Here is a 16,726-nt window from a genome sequence, read left to right on the forward strand (position 1 = left end):
ATTTCTTGACCTTTAAGTCAGAAAATCATTGACCGAAAAGTCAGAACTGATAAATTCAGCCCACGTCGATACAACAATAATGAGTCTGCGAGGCCTTCCGTGATCCAGTTTTTACTCAACCAGGAACTCCGTAGCGAGCACGCCCTGGACCCGAACCTGACCGTGCTCAACTATTTACGCGAACACGTTGGTAAACCAGGCACCAAAGAAGGCTGCGCCAGCGGCGATTGTGGCGCGTGCACCGTGGTGGTGGGCGAATTGGAAACGGGCGCCGATGGCCGCGAACGCATTCGCTATCGCAGCCTCAACGCGTGCCTGACCTTCGTCTCGTCCCTGCACGGCAAGCAACTGATCAGCGTCGAAGACCTCAAGCACCAGGGCCAACTGCACAGCGTCCAGCAGGCGATGGTCGATTGCCACGGCTCGCAATGCGGCTTCTGCACACCGGGCTTTGTCATGTCGCTGTTCGCCCTGCAAAAGAACAGCGAGCAACCCGACGCCCATAAAGCCCACGAAGCCCTGGCCGGCAATCTCTGCCGTTGCACCGGCTACCGGCCGATCCTGGCCGCTGCCGAGCAGGCCTGCTGTGGCCAGCAGCCAGACCAGTTCGATGCCCGCGAAACCGAAACCATCGCCCGCCTCAAAGCCATTGCGCCGACCGAGACCGGCGAGCTTAACAGTGGCGACAAACGCTGCCTGGTGCCGCTGACCGTCGCCGACCTGGCCGATCTCTACGATGCCTATCCCCAGGCGCGCCTGCTGGCCGGCGGCACGGACCTGGCCCTGGAAGTCACGCAATTTCACCGCACACTGCCGGTGATGATCTACGTGGGCAACGTCGCCGAACTCAAGCGTATCGAACGCTTCGACAATCGCCTGGAGATCGGCGCCGCCGCCGCCCTCTCCGATTGCTACGAAGCCCTGAAAGCCGAATACCCGGACTTTGGCGAATTGCTGCAGCGCTTCGCCTCGCTGCAGATCCGCAACCAGGGCACCCTGGGCGGCAACATCGGCAACGCCTCACCGATTGGCGACTCGCCGCCCCTGCTGATCGCCCTCGGCGCGCAGATCGTGCTGTGCAAGGGCCAGACCCGCCGCACCCTGGCCCTGGAAGACTATTTCATCGACTACCGGATCACCGCCCGCCAGGAAAGCGAATTCATCGAAAAGATCATCGTGCCACGGGCCAGCGCCGAACAGGCGTTCCGCGCCTACAAGGTCTCCAAGCGCCTGGACGACGACATTTCCGCCGTGTGCGCGGCGTTCAACCTGCGCATCGACAACGGCGTGGTCCGCGACGCCCGCGTGGCCTTCGGCGGCATGGCCGCGACGCCCAAACGCGCCAAGCATTGCGAAGCGGTATTGATCGGTGCGCCGTGGACCGACAGCAGCGTCGAACGCGCCTGCCTCGCACTGGCCGAAGACTTCACGCCGCTGTCGGACTTCCGCGCCAGCAAGGAATACCGCCTGCTCAGCGCCCGCAACCTGTTGCGCAAATACTTCATCGAACTGCAAACGCCGCACATCGAGACTCGGGTGACCGCTTATGTCTAACCATCACACCGTAGAGAAGACCCAAGCCGAACTCGCCGAGCTGTTCGCCCGCGACCTGACCACCGGCGTGGGCCGCAGCGTCAAGCACGACAGCGCCGCCAAGCATGTGTCCGGCGAGGCCCAGTACATCGATGATCGCCTGGAGTTTCCGAACCAGTTGCACGTCTATGCCCGGCTGTCGGACCGCGCCCACGCCCGGATCATTCGCATCGATACCACGCCCTGCTACGCCTTCGAAGGCGTGCGCATCGCCATTACCCACCAAGACATCCCTGGCCTGAAGGACATTGGCCCGCTGTTGCCGGGTGATCCATTGCTGGCCATCGATGACGTGCAGTTCGTCGGCCAACCAGTGCTGGCCGTCGCCGCCAAGGACCTGGACACCGCGCGCAAGGCGGCGATGGCGGCCATCGTCGAATACGAAGACCTGGAACCGGTGCTGGACGTGGTCGAGGCCCTGCGCAAGCGGCACTTCGTGCTCGACAGCCACACCCACCAGCGCGGCGATTCGGCCACGGCACTGGCGAGCGCCGAGCATCGCATCCAGGGCTCGCTGCACATCGGCGGCCAGGAACACTTTTACCTGGAAACCCAGATTTCCTCGGTGATGCCCACCGAAGACGGCGGCATGCTCGTCTACTGCTCGACCCAGAACCCCACTGAAGTGCAAAAACTGGTGGCCGAGGTGCTGGGCGTGTCGATGAACAAAGTCGTGGTGGACATGCGCCGCATGGGCGGCGGCTTTGGCGGCAAGGAAACCCAGGCCGCCAGCCCGGCTTGCCTGTGCGCCGTCATCGCGCACCTCACCGGCCAGCCGACCAAGATGCGCCTGCCCCGTGTCGAAGACATGCTGATGACCGGCAAGCGCCACCCCTTCTACATCGAATACGACGTCGGCTTCGACAGCACCGGACGCCTGCACGGCATCGCCCTGGAACTGGCCGGCAACTGCGGTTGCTCGCCGGACCTGTCGGCCTCGATCGTCGACCGGGCGATGTTCCATGCCGACAACGCCTACTACCTGGGCGATGCGACCATCAACGGCCACCGCTGCAAGACCAACACCGCGTCGAACACCGCTTACCGCGGTTTCGGCGGGCCCCAAGGCATGGTCGCCATCGAAGAGGTGATGGATGCCATCGCCCGGCACCTGGGGCTCGATCCGCTGGCCGTGCGCAAGGCCAACTATTACGGCAAGACCGAACGCAACGTCACCCACTACTACCAGACCGTCGAGCACAACATGCTCGAGGAAATGACCGCCGAGCTTGAAGAAAGCAGCCAGTACGCCGAACGCCGCGAAGCGATCCGTCGCTACAACGCCAATAGCCCGATCCTGAAAAAGGGCCTGGCGCTGACCCCGGTCAAATTCGGCATTTCCTTTACCGCCAGTTTCCTCAACCAAGCCGGGGCGCTGATCCACGTCTACACCGACGGCAGCATCCACCTGAACCATGGCGGCACCGAAATGGGCCAGGGTTTGAACACCAAGGTCGCGCAAGTGGTGGCCGAGGTGTTCCAGGTGGAAATGGACCGCGTGCAAATCACCGCGACCAACACCGACAAGGTGCCGAACACTTCGCCCACCGCCGCCTCCAGCGGTGCCGACCTGAACGGCAAGGCCGCGCAGAACGCCGCCGAAACCATCAAGCGGCGCCTGGTGGAATTCGCCGCGCGACAGTACAAGGTCAGCGAAGAGGACGTGGAATTCCACAACGGCCATGTGCGGGTGCGCGATCACATCCTGACCTTCGAGGCGCTGGTGCAGCAGGCGTATTTCGCCCAGGTTTCGCTGTCGAGCACCGGCTTCTACAAGACCCCGAAAATCTACTACGACCGCAGCCAGGCCCGTGGCCGGCCGTTCTACTACTACGCCTATGGCGCGGCCTGTGCCGAGGTGATCGTCGACACCCTCACCGGCGAGTACAAGATGCTGCGCACTGACATCCTCCACGACGTCGGCGCCTCGCTGAACCCGGCCATCGACATCGGCCAGGTCGAGGGTGGTTTCATCCAGGGCATGGGCTGGCTGACCATGGAAGAACTGGTGTGGAACGACAAGGGCAAGCTGATGACCAATGGCCCGGCCAGCTACAAGATCCCCGCCGTGGCCGACATGCCGCTGGACCTGCGGGTCAAGCTGGTGGAAAACCGCAAGAACCCCGAAGACACGGTGTTCCACTCCAAGGCCGTGGGCGAGCCGCCGTTCATGCTCGGCATCGCCGCGTGGTGCGCCATCAAGGACGCCGTGGCGAGCCTGGGGGATTACCGGCACCAACCGAACATCGACGCCCCGGCAACACCGGAACGGGTGTTGTGGGGGTGTGAGCAGATGCGCGGGTTGAGGGCGGTGGAGGTTGGGGAAGCTGAAACCGAGTTGGCTTCGCTTTAAACCGCGGCGCGGCCAATCGCGAGCAAGCTCGCTCCCACATTGGGTCGGTGTTCACAAATCCCCTGTGGGAGCGAGCTTGCTCGCGATGAGGCCGGAACAGACAACAAAGATGTCGAGGTGAATATGTACAACTGGATCAGCGCCCTCGCCGACCTGCAAACCCGCGGTGAACCGTGCGTGCTGGTGACGATCATCGAAGAGCTCGGCTCCACCCCGCGCAACGCCGGTTCGAAGATGGTCATCAGCGCCAGCCAGACGTTCGACACCATCGGTGGCGGACACCTGGAATTCAAGGCCATGGAAATCGCCCGGCACATGCTCGCCAGCGGCCAGCAGAACACCCATCTGGAGCGCTTCAGCCTCGGTGCGAGCCTGGGCCAGTGCTGCGGCGGCGTCACCGTACTGTTGTTCGAACCCATGGGCCAGGTCCAGGCGCAGATCGCCGTGTTCGGCGCCGGCCACGTCGGCCGTGCCCTGGTGCCGCTGCTGGCGAGCCTGCCCTGCAAGGTGCGCTGGATCGACTCACGGGAGGCGGAATTCCCCGAACACCTGCCCCATGGCGTGCGCAAGATCGTCACCGAGGAGCCACTGGATGAAGTCGACGAATTGCCCGTCGGCAGCTACTGCATCGTCATGACCCACAACCATCAGCTCGACCTGGAACTGAGCGCCGCGATCCTCAAGCGCAACGACTTTGCCTACTTCGGCCTGATCGGCTCGAAGACCAAACGGGTCAAGTTCGAGCATCGCCTGCGTGATCGTGGTTTTGACAGCAGCACCTTGCAGCGCATGCGTTGCCCGATGGGCATCGGCGAAGTCAAAGGCAAGTTGCCTGTGGAAATCGCCATCTCCATCACCGGCGAAATCATCGCCACCTATAACGCCGACTTCGGCCAGCACACCGCCCGCGCCGAACCGATTGCCAAGCTGCTGCCGGCCTCGCGCCGCAGCCAGGCGAACCGTTGAACACTCGTTGAGAATTCCCATGCCCCTGACACGCAAAGCCTACCGCGCCGCCCTGCTCCACAGCCTCGCCGACCCGGCCGAAGTCGGTATCGAGGCGTCCTATGAATATTTCGCAGACGGTTTGCTGGTGGTGGAAAACGGCCAGATCAGTGCCATCGGCCACGCCCATGACCTGCTGCCGACCCTGGCAACTGACATCGAAATCACTCATTACCCGGACGCGCTGATCACCCCCGGCCTGATCGACACCCACATCCACCTGCCCCAGACTGGCATGGTTGGCGCCTATGGCGAGCAATTGCTGGACTGGCTCAACACCTACACCTTCCCCTGCGAAAGCCAGTTCGCCGACAAGGCCCACGCCGATGCCGTGGCCGATATTTTCGTCAAGGAACTGCTGCGCAACGGCACCACCACCGCACTGGTGTTCGGCAGCGTGCACCCGCAATCGGTGAATTCGTTTTTTGAAGTGGCCCAGAAGCTCGACCTGCGGATGATCGCCGGCAAAGTGATGATGGACCGCAACGCCCCGGACTACCTGGTCGACACCGCCGAATCCAGCTACACCGAGAGCAAGGCGCTGATCGAGCGCTGGCACGGCAAGGGCCGCCTGCACTACGCCGTGACCCCGCGCTTCGCCCCCACCAGCACTCCGGAACAACTGGCCTTGGCCGGTCAGTTGCTGGGGGAATACCCAGACTTGTACATGCAGACCCACATCAGTGAAAACCTGCAGGAGGTGCAATGGGTCAAAGAGCTGTTCCCGGAGCGCAAGGGCTACCTGGACGTCTACGACCACTACCAACTGCTCGGCGAACGTTCGGTGTTCGCCCACGGCGTGCACTTATGTGACGACGAATGCGCTCGCCTGGCCGAGACCGGTTCGGCCATAGCCTTCTGCCCGACCTCGAACTTTTTCCTCGGCAGCGGCCTGTTCAACCTGCCGATGGCGCAGAAGCATAAAGTGAACGTGGGGTTGGGCACCGACGTGGGTGGCGGCACCAGTTTTTCGCTGCTGCAAACCCTGAACGAAGCCTACAAGGTGATGCAGTTGCAGGGCGCGCGGCTGAGCCCGTTCAAGTCGCTGTACCTGGCCACCCTCGGCGGCGCCCGGGCCCTGCGCCTGGAGGACAAGATCGGGACGTTGCAACCGGGTACCGATGCGGATTTCCTGGTGCTGGACTACAACGCCACGCCGCTGCTGGGCTATCGCCTCAAGCAGGCCAAGGACATTGCCGAGCGGTTGTTCGTGTTGATGACGCTGGGGGATGACCGGACGGTGGCGCAGACTTATGCGGCCGGTAAATTGGTGCATCAGCGGTAGATTTTTGATCGTTCCCACGCTCTGCGTGGGAATGCCTCAACGGACGCTCTGCGTTCGGCTTTTGGGACGCGGAGCGTCCCGGGCTGCGTTCCCACGCAGAGCATGGGAACGATCAGGGTCGGGGGGGTTAGAGCTTAGCGGTCGACCGCCCAGGCTTCTTGCTCTGCAGCAGGTGCGAGAACACCGCATGCAAGTCATCCGACGCACTTTCCTCGTCGAGGTTGAGCTTGCTGTCGATGTGGTCCATGTGATGCATCATCAGGTCCACTGCCAGCGTCGCATCGCGAGCCTCGATGGCGTCGATCAGCTGGGTGTGTTCGTCATAGGAACAGTGGGAACGGTTGCCGCTTTCGTACTGGGCGATGATCAGCGACGTCTGGGACACCAGGCTGCGCTGGAAGCTGATCAGCGGGGCGTTCTTCGCCGCTTCGGCCAGCTTGAGGTGGAACTCGCCCGACAAACGGATGCCGGCGCCGCGGTCGCCACGGGAGAAACTGTCGCGCTCATCGCTGACCATCTGCCGCAGCTCAGCCAATTGTTCGGCCGTGGCGTGCTGCACCGCCAATTCGGTGATCGCCCTTTCCACCAGGCGCCGGGCCATGAATACCTGGCGAGCCTCTTCGACACTCGGGCTCGCCACCACGGCACCGCGGTTGGGCCGCAGCAACACCACGCCTTCGTGAGCCAGGCGTGACAGCGCCCGGCGAATGATCGTGCGGCTGACCCCGAAAATCTCCCCCAGTGCCTCTTCGCTCAACTTTGTACCGGGCGCCAGGCGTTGTTCGAGGATGGCCTCGAAGATATGCGCATAGACAATATCGTCCTGGGTTCCGCTGCGGCCGGCTTTACCGGCTCGCGGTTGTTTCTTGAGGGGCTGCAACTGTTCGTTCATGGGCACTCGAGTCGGGAGAACTGCGGCGAATTGACCGTGACTGTAATACGGCACAGCGGGTCGCTGGCAAGTATCGCGTAAAAAACAGCTCGATTGTACACAACCTCTGATGGCAACACGACTGTACGGCTGTTTGCGGGCATGGCTGTATTGCAATCGGCTACTGCGTTGAGTTTAGGCTTCAAACCCAAAACCTGCGGCGCGATCAAGCCCAGTCAATCTACAACAAGGACCACCGCCCACCATGACCGAAGTCACGACCACACCACTTCGTCCATTGGCCGATACCTCGCCTTCAGCCATCGTCGCCGGATTCATTGCGATGATGACCGGCTACACCAGTTCCCTGGTGCTGATGTTCCAGGCCGGGCAAGCGGCAGGGCTGACCAGTGGGCAGATTTCTTCGTGGATCTGGGCGATTTCCATCGGCATGGCGGTGTGTTCCATCGGGTTGTCGCTGCGCTATCGCACGCCCATCACCATCGCCTGGTCGACACCCGGCGCGGCGCTGCTGATCACCAGCCTGGGCGGTGTGAGTTACGGCGAGGCCATCGGCGCCTATATCACCTGTGCAGTATTGGTGACGATCTGCGGCCTGACCGGCAGTTTCGAGCGCCTGGTCAAGCGTATTCCAGCCTCGCTGGCGGCGGCGTTGCTGGCGGGGATCCTGTTCAAGATCGGCAGCGAGATCTTCGTCGCCACCCAGCATCGCACCGGCCTGGTGCTGGGGATGTTTTTCACCTACCTGATCGTCAAGCGCCTGTCGCCCCGCTACGCGGTACTGGCGGCACTGTTGATCGGTACGGCGCTGTCGGGCCTGCTGGGGCTGTTGGACTTCAGCGGCTTTGCCCTGGAAGTCGCGACGCCGGTCTGGACCACGCCGCACTTTTCCCTGGCGGCCACCATCAGCATCGGCATTCCGCTGTTCGTGGTGGCGATGACCTCGCAGAACATGCCCGGCATCGCCGTGCTGCGGGCCGACGGTTATAACGTGCCGGCCTCGCCGTTGATCACCAGCACCGGCATCGCCTCGCTGCTGCTGGCACCGTTCGGCTCCCATGGCATCAACCTGGCGGCCATCAGCGCGGCCATCTGCACCGGCCCCCACGCCCACGAAGATCGCAACAAGCGCTACACGGCGGCGGTCTGGTGCGGGATCTTCTACGGGATTGCCGGGGTGTTCGGCGCCACGCTGGCGGCGTTGTTCGCGGCGCTGCCCAAGGAGCTGGTGCTGTCCATCGCGGCCTTGGCGCTGTTCGGGTCGATCATCAATGGCTTGAGCATCGCCATGAGCGAAGTGAAGGAGCGGGAAGCGGCGTTGATCACCTTCATGGTCACGGCGTCGGGGCTGACGCTGTTCTCCATCGGTTCGGCGTTCTGGGGGATTGTGGCGGGGGTGTTGACCTTGCTGATCCTGAACTGGCGTAGCGCCTGATCGTTCCCACGCTCTGCGTGGGCATGCAGCCCGTGACGCTCCGCGTCACTGGACGCGGAGCGTCCCTAGAGGCATTCCCACGCGGAGCGTGGGAACGATCAACCCAACAGACAGGCACAAAAAAACCGGCGCCCGAAAGGGCTGCCGGTTTCTGACCATCAAGCGACCGGATTGATCGGCTTTTCCGGGTACCAGACGTCCATCAGTGGGCTGACTTCAACGCTGGTCAGCTCAGGACGTGCCTTGAGCCAGGCTTCAACGGCAGCACGCTGCTCTTCGGAAACCGAGCCACGCTTCTGCAGGCAAACCAGACCGTAGTCGTCACCGCCGACGTAGCCCAGGCCGTTGGCTTCCATGGCTTCTTTCAGGAAAGCGTCGAGGAAAGCGTCAATAGCCTCATCGGCCAGATCTTCTTTGAAATCCAGGTTCAGTTCGAAACCCAGCTCTTGAAATTCATCCACGCACAGTTTTTTGCGCAGACGCTGGGAACGGTTAGTCGCCATTGGAACAATCCTCATAAGTAATAACGGCCGGCACTTTACCAGTTTGATGCGTCGATTGCCCGACTGATCGGGCGTATCGGCCTACCGTCGGTAAAAAATAGCAGCCGAAGGGCTCAGGCACGGCCCAAGCGGCTGCGGCTTGGGGCATAATGCCGACACTTTCGTGACCGTTGAGGACGTTCATTTTCATGTCCTCGTTATTTCCCCCTCGCCCGTAGGGTTTTATTTCAAATGATCAAATCTTTGCGTCCACTGCTTCTGGCCAGCCTTCTTCTTCCCCTGGCCCTCCCTGTCACCAGCCACGCCGCCACGATCAACACTGCCCTGTCGCCCAACGTGCAAAAGGCCCTCAAGGCCAGCAAGCTGCAGGATGACGCGCTGTCCCTCGTGATGGTGCCGCTCAATGGCCCCGGCACCCCGACCCTGCACAACGCCGACGTTTCGGTTAACCCCGCTTCCACCATGAAACTGGTGACCACCTACGCGGCCCTGGAAATGCTCGGCCCCAATCACCAGTGGAAAACCGAGTTCTACACCGACGGCACCCTCAACGGCGGGATCCTCAACGGCAACCTGTATCTCAAGGGCGGCGGCGATCCCAAGCTGAACATGGAAAAACTCTGGCTGCTGATGCGCGACCTGCGGGCCAACGGCGTGCAGCAGGTTACCGGCGACCTGGTACTGGACCGAGGCTTCTTCATCCAGCCGCAACTGCCTGAATTCAACGACGACGGCAACGACGAAAACAAACCGTTCCTGGTCAAGCCCGACTCGTTGCTGGTCAACCTCAAGGCCCTGCGCTTCGTCGCCCGTAACGACGGCGGCCGGGTGCTGGTGTCGGTGGAGCCGCCGATTGCGAGCATTCGCATCGACAACCAGGTCAAGGCCGTCAACTCCAAGCAATGCACCGGCGGTGTGCGCTACAACCCGGTGGCCCAGACGGACGGCAGCGTGACAGTGACCGTCGGCGGCCAGCTCGGTGACGGTTGCAGCTCCCAGACCTATCTGTCGCTGCTGGACCATGCCACCTACACCGCAGGCGCGGTGCGGGCGATCTGGAAAGAGCTGGGCGGCAGCATCCAGGGCACGGACCGCCTGGCCGCGACCCCGAGCAACGCCAAGGTGCTGGCCCGGGCGTTCTCCCCGGACCTGGCGGAGATCATCCGCGACATCAACAAATACAGTAACAACACCATGGCCCAGCAACTGTTCCTGAGCCTCGGTGCGCAGTTCCGTAACGAAGCCGACGGTGATGACGCCAAGGCCGCGCAACGGGTGGTGCGCCAGTGGTTGGCCAAGAAAGGCATCACCGCGCCGCACCTGGTGATGGAGAATGGTTCCGGCTTGTCCCGTGCCGAACGGGTCAGCGCCCGGGAAATGGCGGCCATGCTGCAGGCTGCCTGGCGCAGCCCGTACTCGGCCGAGTTCATCAGTTCGATGCCGATTGCCGGCACCGACGGCACCATGCGCAAACGCCTGAAGACCACCGCCATGGCCGGCGAAGCCCACGTCAAGACCGGTACCCTGAACACCGTCCGCGCCATCGCCGGCTTCAGCCGTGACATCAATGGCAACACCTGGGCGGTGGTGGCGATTCTCAACGATCCGAAGCCTTGGGGCGCTTCATCGGTGCTGGACCAGGTGCTGCTGGACCTGTATCGCCAGCCGAAACTGCCACAGACGGCTTCGGCGCTCTAATCCAGCACAAACCCAATGTGGGAGCGAGCCTGCTCGCGATTCGGTAGGTCAGCAGACATCGATGCTGAATGACACACCGCTTTCGCGAGCAAGCTCGCTCCCACACTTGATCTGCCGCGGGCACAAAACTCGTGTACGAAGCCGACCCACTGTGGGAGCGAGCTTGCTCGCGATAGCGGCATGTCATTCAGTCTATTCATCAACTGAACCACCGATATCGCGATGATATGTGGCTAGCCCAACTGCACCTCAACCCGATCCCGTCCGGCCTGCTTGGCCGCATACACGCCCGAGTCAGCCCTTAGCAGCAACGCATCGGCACCCTCCCCGATGCGCCAGGTGGCGATACCGAAGCTGGCGGTGACAAACCCCACACCCTCGATGGGCGCCGCCCGCAAGCCTTCCCACAGCTCCAATGCCAAGGTGTAGGCACTCTCGCTGTCTGTGTCCGGGCACAGCACCACGAACTCTTCTCCGCCCAGCCGGCAGAACACATCGGTGCGCCGCAACCGTTGGCCGACGCGCTGACAGACGGCCTGCAACACCCGGTCGCCCACTGCGTGGCCATGCTGGTCGTTGATGCGCTTGAAGTGGTCGATGTCGAGCATGATGACCGCCAGCCCTCCGGAACCGCGCTCGACCCGAGCCATCTCCGAAGTCAGGCGGTCCTGGAAATAGCGACGGTTGCGAATGCCGGTCAGGGCGTCGGTCACGGACAGGGCCCGCAGCTCTTCTTCTACGCGCTTGAGGTCGGAAATATCCGAGATATAGCCGTGCCACAACACCCCGCCGCCGGGCAGTTCCTCGGGCGTGGCCTCGCCGCGTACCCAGCGCAGGCCGCGCAAAGGCAGTTGCACCCGGTACTCTTCCCGCCACGGGCTCAAGGTGTGGGCCGAAGCGCGAATCGAAGCGCGGACGCGCGTGCTGTCCAACGGGTGAATGCGCGAGAAAATCGCCTCGGCGTTCTGCACCAGCACATCGGGTTCCAATTCATAGATGTCGCGAATGCCGTCACTGGCATAGATGACGCTGAAGCGACCGTTGAAATCCATTCTGAATTGGTAGATCCCCCCGGGTACGTGGGCACTGAGCTTTTTCAGCAACAGGTCACGGGCAGCCAATGCTTCGTAGACGCGCTTGCGTTCAGTGATGTCGATGCAGATCGCCAGGTGCCCGATCCACAACCCCTGGTCATCGAGCATCGGTGTGGCGAGCATGTTCACGGTCAGGTGACTCCCATCGCGGCGCACCAGGGTCCACTCCCGCGCCTGTTGCCCGCCCTGCTCGCCGCCTTCGAGCAGCATCGCGTGGCACGCCGGGATCGGCTTGCCAAAACGCGCGCCGAGTTGGGCGGCGCGGGCCTGGAGTTCGCGCGGTACATGCAGGCTTTCCAGGGTCATGCTCTGCAGGACCTCGCAGCTCGGGTAGCCGAGCATCTGTTCGGCGCCGGCGTTGAAGGTGGTGATGACGCCGCGCAGGTCAGTGGCGATGATCGCGACTTGGGTTGCGGCATCCAGTACACCGCGCAACTGGCCGTGGGTACCGCGCAGCTCCTGCTCCCGGGCGCGCAGTTCACGGGTGCGTTGCTCTACCAGTTTCAAGGCCCGCTGCCGCTGGCTGACCAGCACATAGAGCAAGGCACTGAGCAGCAGGCTGAGCAAACCGCCGAGTATCACCATGCTGGTGACCGAAGAATGATTGGTGGCCAGGAACACCCGGCTGGGCCGCAATTCCACCCGGTAGTCGCGATCAGCCAGACGCAGCAGGCGGGTCGACGACAAATCACTACGACCTGGCGGGTTGTGGGATTCGAACAACGCCTCTTCCGCGTTTTCGCCAGACAGGTCCATGACACGCATCGACAGATTGTCGTGACTGGACGCTGGCAGCCCATCACCCGCCAGTTGCCGCATGCTGATAGCCGCCACCACGTACCCCAACGGTTCGCTGGCCGATTCCCGGGTGACGGGCGCGACCAGCAGCACACCGCGGGCAAACACCGGGTCGGTGCCCATCAGGTCCAATGGCTGCGAGGCCACCAGCCCGTCACGCTGGCGGGCCCGCTCGAGGGCGGCACGAGGCAAGGGTTCGGAAAGCAGGTCCAGGCCTAGCGGCGCCCCGTAGGAAGCCTGGCTCTGGATGTAGAGCATTGGAGCGTATTCGTCCCGTTCGGAGGCCTGCCGCAAGCCACCGTCGCCGTCTGCCTCGCGGATCGTGAATTGGGTGGCCCCTTCGGCCTGCGCGTGTTGTTCGAACGATTGCCGTTCGTCGCGCAGCACCCTGGGCGCCCAGGCGAAGGCGCGAGTACGCCGCAATAGCGCGTCGGCGTAACCACGGAATTCAGTGTTGGAGACCCCTTCGGAGTTGGCAAAGAAACGCCTGAGGCTGTCGAGGCGTTGCTCCTGGTCCTGGAAGTGTTCTTCGATGCGGCTGAAACGCTCCTCGGCTTGCAGCTCGAAGCGCTGGCGCAATTGCTGATTGAACAGGTTCATCATCGCCCAGGTCAGCAAGCCGGTCAGGACCGTACCGGCCAGCAGGACCAGCGAAGCCACCAGCCAGGCCGAAACGTCTTCGCTGATAAAGCCCAGGATCCTGGGACGCACCTGATGCAATGCCATAAATACAACTCAGAAAGGAGCCAGGCATAGGCATAGCCCTGGACACAGCCTAAGTTATAGCTATTCGCCATCACTTTGACCAGCCCTTAAAATAGGCCAGAAGCCTTGTATTACAAGGCTTCGTGGATCCAATCAACTGCAAATCAACGTGCCATGATCTTCCAGGCGCGGTGGATCTTGCCGTTGCGGGCAAAATCCGGATCAATGGTCTTGGCGGTGATTTCTTCCACCGCATAACGCTCGCCGAGGTTGTCCTCGAGCTGGAACTTGCGGAAGTTGTTGGAGAAATACAGCACGCCGCCCGGCGCCAGGCGCGCCATGGCCAGGTCCAGCAACTGCACATGGTCGCGCTGCACGTCGAACACGCCTTCCATGCGCTTGGAGTTGGAGAAAGTCGGCGGGTCGATGAAGATCAGGTCGTATTCGTCACGGCTGGCTTCAAGCCAGGCCATCACATCGCCCTGCTCCAGGCGGTTCTTGTCGGAAAAACCATTGAGCGACAGGTTGCGCCGCGCCCAGTCCAGGTAGGTCTTGGACAGGTCGACGCTGGTGGTACTGCGCGCGCCACCCTTGGCGGCGTGGACGCTGGCGGTCGCGGTGTAGCAGAACAGGTTGAGGAAACGCTTGCCGGCCGCCTCTTTCTGGATCCGCAGGCGCATCGGCCGATGGTCGAGAAACAGCCCGGTGTCCAGGTAGTCGGTGAGGTTGACCAGCAGCTTCACGCCACCTTCGTTGACCTCGGTGAACTTGCCCTGGGCGCTCTGGCGCTCGTACTGCTTGGTGCCGCTCTGGCGCTCGCGACGCTTGATCACCACGCGGCTCTTGTCCACGTTCAGCGCCTGGGGAATCGCCGCCAGGGCGTCGAACAGCCGGGCCGAGGCTTTTTCCGGGTCGATGGACTTCGGCGCGACGTATTCCTGGACGTGCACCCAGTCGTGGTACAGGTCGATGGCCATGGAATATTCCGGCATGTCGGCATCGTAGACCCGATAACAGTCAACGCCTTCACGCTTGGCCCATTTACTCAGCAGCTTGAGGTTTTTTTGCAGGCGATTGGCGAACATCTGCCCGCCTTCGCTCAACCGCGCCTGCTCGACCACAGGGGCCGGCGCCGGTGCTGGCTTGATCGGGTTGCCGTTCTTGTTGTACTGGCGCTCCTGCGGTACTTCCGGGGCCTGATCGTAGACGGCCTGTTCACGCTCGGCCTGACGCTGTTCCGGGGTACGACGCTCACCCGTGACGAACTGGTCCGGCAACACCTTGATCAGCAGCAATTTGCACGGCAAGGCGCCGTTCCAGAACGAATACTGCTTGTGACTGCGAATGCCCATGCGCTTGCCCAGGTCCGGCGCGCCGGTGAACACCGCCGCCTCCCAGTTCAGGCAGGCCTGGCGCAGACGCTCGCCAAGGTTCTGGTAGAGGTAAAGCAGGCTGGCTTCATCGCCCAGGCGCTCGCCGTACGGTGGGTTGCAGATCACCAGGCCCTTCTGGTTCTGGTCCGGACGCGGCTCGAAGGTGGCGACTTCGCCTTGATAGATCTTGATCCATTCGCTCAGGCCGGCACGTTCGACGTTGTTACGCCCCGGCTGGATCAGTCGTGGGTCGGCTTCGTAGCCGCGAATCCACAACGGTGGCTTGGCCAGGCCGGCGGCGGCGCGTTCACTGGCCTCTTCGTGGAGTTTCTTCCACAACGCCGGCACATGGCCGAGCCAGGCGGTGAAACCCCACTGCTGGCGGCGCAGGTTCGGCGCCATGTCGGCGGCGATCATCCCGGCTTCCACCAGGAACGTGCCCACACCGCACATCGGGTCGGCCAGCGCCCCGCCTTCAGCGGCAATGCGTGGCCAACCGGCACGGATCAGGATCGCGGCGGCGAGGTTTTCCTTCAGCGGCGCGGCGCCCTGCTGCAGGCGATAACCGCGCTGGTGCAGGCTGTGGCCGGAGAGGTCGAGGGAGAGGATCGCTTCGCCGCGGTCCAGGCGCAGGTGGATGCGCAGGTCCGGGTTGAGCTTGTCGATGGACGGCCGCTCGCCCGTCGGCGTGCGCAGCTTGTCGACGATGGCGTCCTTGACCTTCAAGGCGCCGAAATGGGTGTTGTCGATGCCCGAGCCGTGGCCGCTGAACTCCACCGCCAGGGTGCCATCGGCCAGCATGTGGTCTTGCCAGTCGACATCCAGCACGCCGTGGTACAGGTCTTCGGCGTCCTTCATCGGGAAGCGCTTGAGTACCAGCAACACGCGGTTGGCCAAGCGCGACCACAGGCACAGGCGATACGCCGTTTCCATGTCGGCCATGCCGCGCACGGCCGAGGTGTGCTCGCGCGCCTCTTCAAGGCCAAGCCCGACGGCTTCCTCGATGAGCAGGCCTTCGAGGCCCTTGGGGCAAGTGAGGAAGAGTTCGAAACGATCGGACATGGGATTTCCAGAGCCTTTGGCTAAGTGGACCGGGCAACGCATTGCCGGGCCGGGTTCAATCAGGTGCTTTTCTCAAGAGCACCCGCGTGGCACGAAAGTGTGCCGTGCCACCCTCGCCGCTCAGGTTAAAAGAGCTTAGATGCGAAGGCAGAAAAAAAATTCTGTGCAACAAATTGTGAAAACTCGACCCTTTCGTCGAATAGTACCCGAGTGCAACGGGAGGACATTCTCATCCGAGCCAGACCTACCCCTTTCGGCGCAGGGCCGATCATACAGGGGTCTTGCTCAAAAGCGGTCAACGAACATCAAGTTACTTATCGCCCTAACATCTTTATTGTTACGTGCTTATGACAAAACGATCATTCCATCCATGTGACGCTTTGGTTAGAACTCAACACAGGTTGACGTCGCAACGGCGTCAACACCTCGGCTCGTCACGCCGGCAACGAGCCACCAACGGCAGAATGATTCTGCCCCGGCCTCGATAGAGGTCGACGCTAAGTAACAGTCAACAAGTGAGGGCAACACCCTATGAGAAGACTTAAGCGTGATCCGTTGGAAAGAGCATTTTTACGTGGTTACCAATATGGCGTTGGTGGTAAATCCCGTGAGCTTTGCCCCTTTACTCTACCGTCGGTACGTCAAGCCTGGATCAATGGCTGGCGAGAAGGACGCGGCGACAACTGGGACGGTATGACCGGCACTGCGGGTATCCATAGACTCAACGAACTTCACGCCGTCGGCTGACACAGGGCTTAATACTCAAGAACTCGACAATTTGACACTCATATCGATTTAACCACGCACGTCCCATCCGGACGGCGGGCTACGGCCCAGGGGGCTCCTTCGAGGAGCCCTTTTTAATGCCTGGGTTTCAAGAGGTTGAGCTGCAAACACTGTTGTGGCGACACGCTGTGGGAGCAAGGCTTG

General features: G+C 62.3%; 11 protein-coding genes. 7 read left to right on the forward strand and 4 right to left on the reverse strand.

Features of this window, described 5'->3' with window-relative positions:
* Nucleotides 1-99: 99 nt before the first annotated feature.
* The 4 genes from xdhA (at nucleotide 100) to guaD (ending at nucleotide 6,236) form a co-directional block, all read left to right on the forward strand.
* Nucleotides 100-1,554: a xanthine dehydrogenase small subunit gene (gene xdhA / locus F7R20_RS05350; RefSeq protein ID WP_003199564.1), complete on the forward strand. Its 1,455-nt coding sequence runs from the start codon at nucleotides 100-102 to the stop codon at nucleotides 1,552-1,554.
* Nucleotides 1,547-3,946, forward strand: coding sequence for a xanthine dehydrogenase molybdopterin binding subunit (xdhB, locus tag F7R20_RS05355; RefSeq protein ID WP_003199562.1), 2,400 nt, complete (start codon nucleotides 1,547-1,549; stop codon nucleotides 3,944-3,946). The genes xdhA and xdhB overlap by 8 nt, the downstream gene beginning before the upstream one ends.
* 123 nt (nucleotides 3,947-4,069) lie before the next feature.
* On the forward strand, nucleotides 4,070-4,912 hold the full coding sequence (gene xdhC / locus F7R20_RS05365) for a xanthine dehydrogenase accessory protein XdhC (RefSeq protein ID WP_003199560.1): 843 nt from the start codon (nucleotides 4,070-4,072) through the stop codon (nucleotides 4,910-4,912).
* 19 nt (nucleotides 4,913-4,931) lie between these two features.
* A complete protein-coding gene (guaD, locus tag F7R20_RS05370) occupies nucleotides 4,932-6,236 on the forward strand; it encodes a guanine deaminase (protein ID WP_003199558.1) in 1,305 nt (434 codons plus the stop codon).
* Nucleotides 6,237-6,363: 127 nt separating this feature from the next.
* Here the strand turns inward: guaD and F7R20_RS05375 are convergent, their stop codons facing one another.
* On the reverse strand, nucleotides 6,364-7,128 hold the full coding sequence (locus F7R20_RS05375; RefSeq protein ID WP_003183531.1) for a GntR family transcriptional regulator: 765 nt from the start codon (nucleotides 7,126-7,128) through the stop codon (nucleotides 6,364-6,366).
* 244 nt (nucleotides 7,129-7,372) lie between these two features.
* On the opposite strand from F7R20_RS05375, the gene F7R20_RS05380 reads away from it, so the two are divergent.
* Nucleotides 7,373-8,563, forward strand: coding sequence for a benzoate/H(+) symporter BenE family transporter (locus F7R20_RS05380; protein ID WP_003199555.1), 1,191 nt, complete (start codon nucleotides 7,373-7,375; stop codon nucleotides 8,561-8,563).
* 158 nt (nucleotides 8,564-8,721) lie between these two features.
* Here F7R20_RS05380 and F7R20_RS05385 read toward each other — a convergent pair whose 3' ends face one another.
* Nucleotides 8,722-9,066, reverse strand: coding sequence for a YggL family protein (locus F7R20_RS05385; RefSeq protein ID WP_003199553.1), 345 nt, complete (start codon nucleotides 9,064-9,066; stop codon nucleotides 8,722-8,724).
* A gap of 231 nt (nucleotides 9,067-9,297) precedes the next feature.
* Here F7R20_RS05385 and dacB point away from each other — a divergent pair, with 231 nt between their 5' ends.
* A complete protein-coding gene (dacB, locus tag F7R20_RS05390) occupies nucleotides 9,298-10,764 on the forward strand; it encodes a D-alanyl-D-alanine carboxypeptidase/D-alanyl-D-alanine endopeptidase (protein ID WP_003199550.1) in 1,467 nt (488 codons plus the stop codon).
* A gap of 233 nt (nucleotides 10,765-10,997) precedes the next feature.
* Here the strand turns inward: dacB and F7R20_RS05395 are convergent, their stop codons facing one another.
* On the reverse strand, nucleotides 10,998-13,382 hold the full coding sequence (locus F7R20_RS05395) for a sensor domain-containing diguanylate cyclase (protein WP_003199548.1): 2,385 nt from the start codon (nucleotides 13,380-13,382) through the stop codon (nucleotides 10,998-11,000).
* A 143-nt stretch (nucleotides 13,383-13,525) separates the two neighbouring features.
* A complete protein-coding gene (rlmKL, locus tag F7R20_RS05400; protein WP_003199545.1) occupies nucleotides 13,526-15,796 on the reverse strand; it encodes a bifunctional 23S rRNA (guanine(2069)-N(7))-methyltransferase RlmK/23S rRNA (guanine(2445)-N(2))-methyltransferase RlmL in 2,271 nt (756 codons plus the stop codon).
* Nucleotides 15,797-16,327: 531 nt separating this feature from the next.
* Here rlmKL and rmf point away from each other — a divergent pair.
* The gene (gene rmf, locus F7R20_RS05405; RefSeq protein ID WP_003223300.1) at nucleotides 16,328-16,543 is read left to right on the forward strand and encodes a ribosome modulation factor; all 216 of its coding nucleotides are present in this window, start codon (nucleotides 16,328-16,330) and stop codon (nucleotides 16,541-16,543) included.
* The last annotated feature ends 183 nt before the right edge of the window (nucleotides 16,544-16,726 follow it).

Origin of the sequence: Pseudomonas brassicacearum subsp. brassicacearum (assembly GCF_008801605.1) — a bacterium.
Taxonomy (GTDB): Bacteria; Pseudomonadota; Gammaproteobacteria; order Pseudomonadales; family Pseudomonadaceae; genus Aquipseudomonas; species Aquipseudomonas brassicacearum.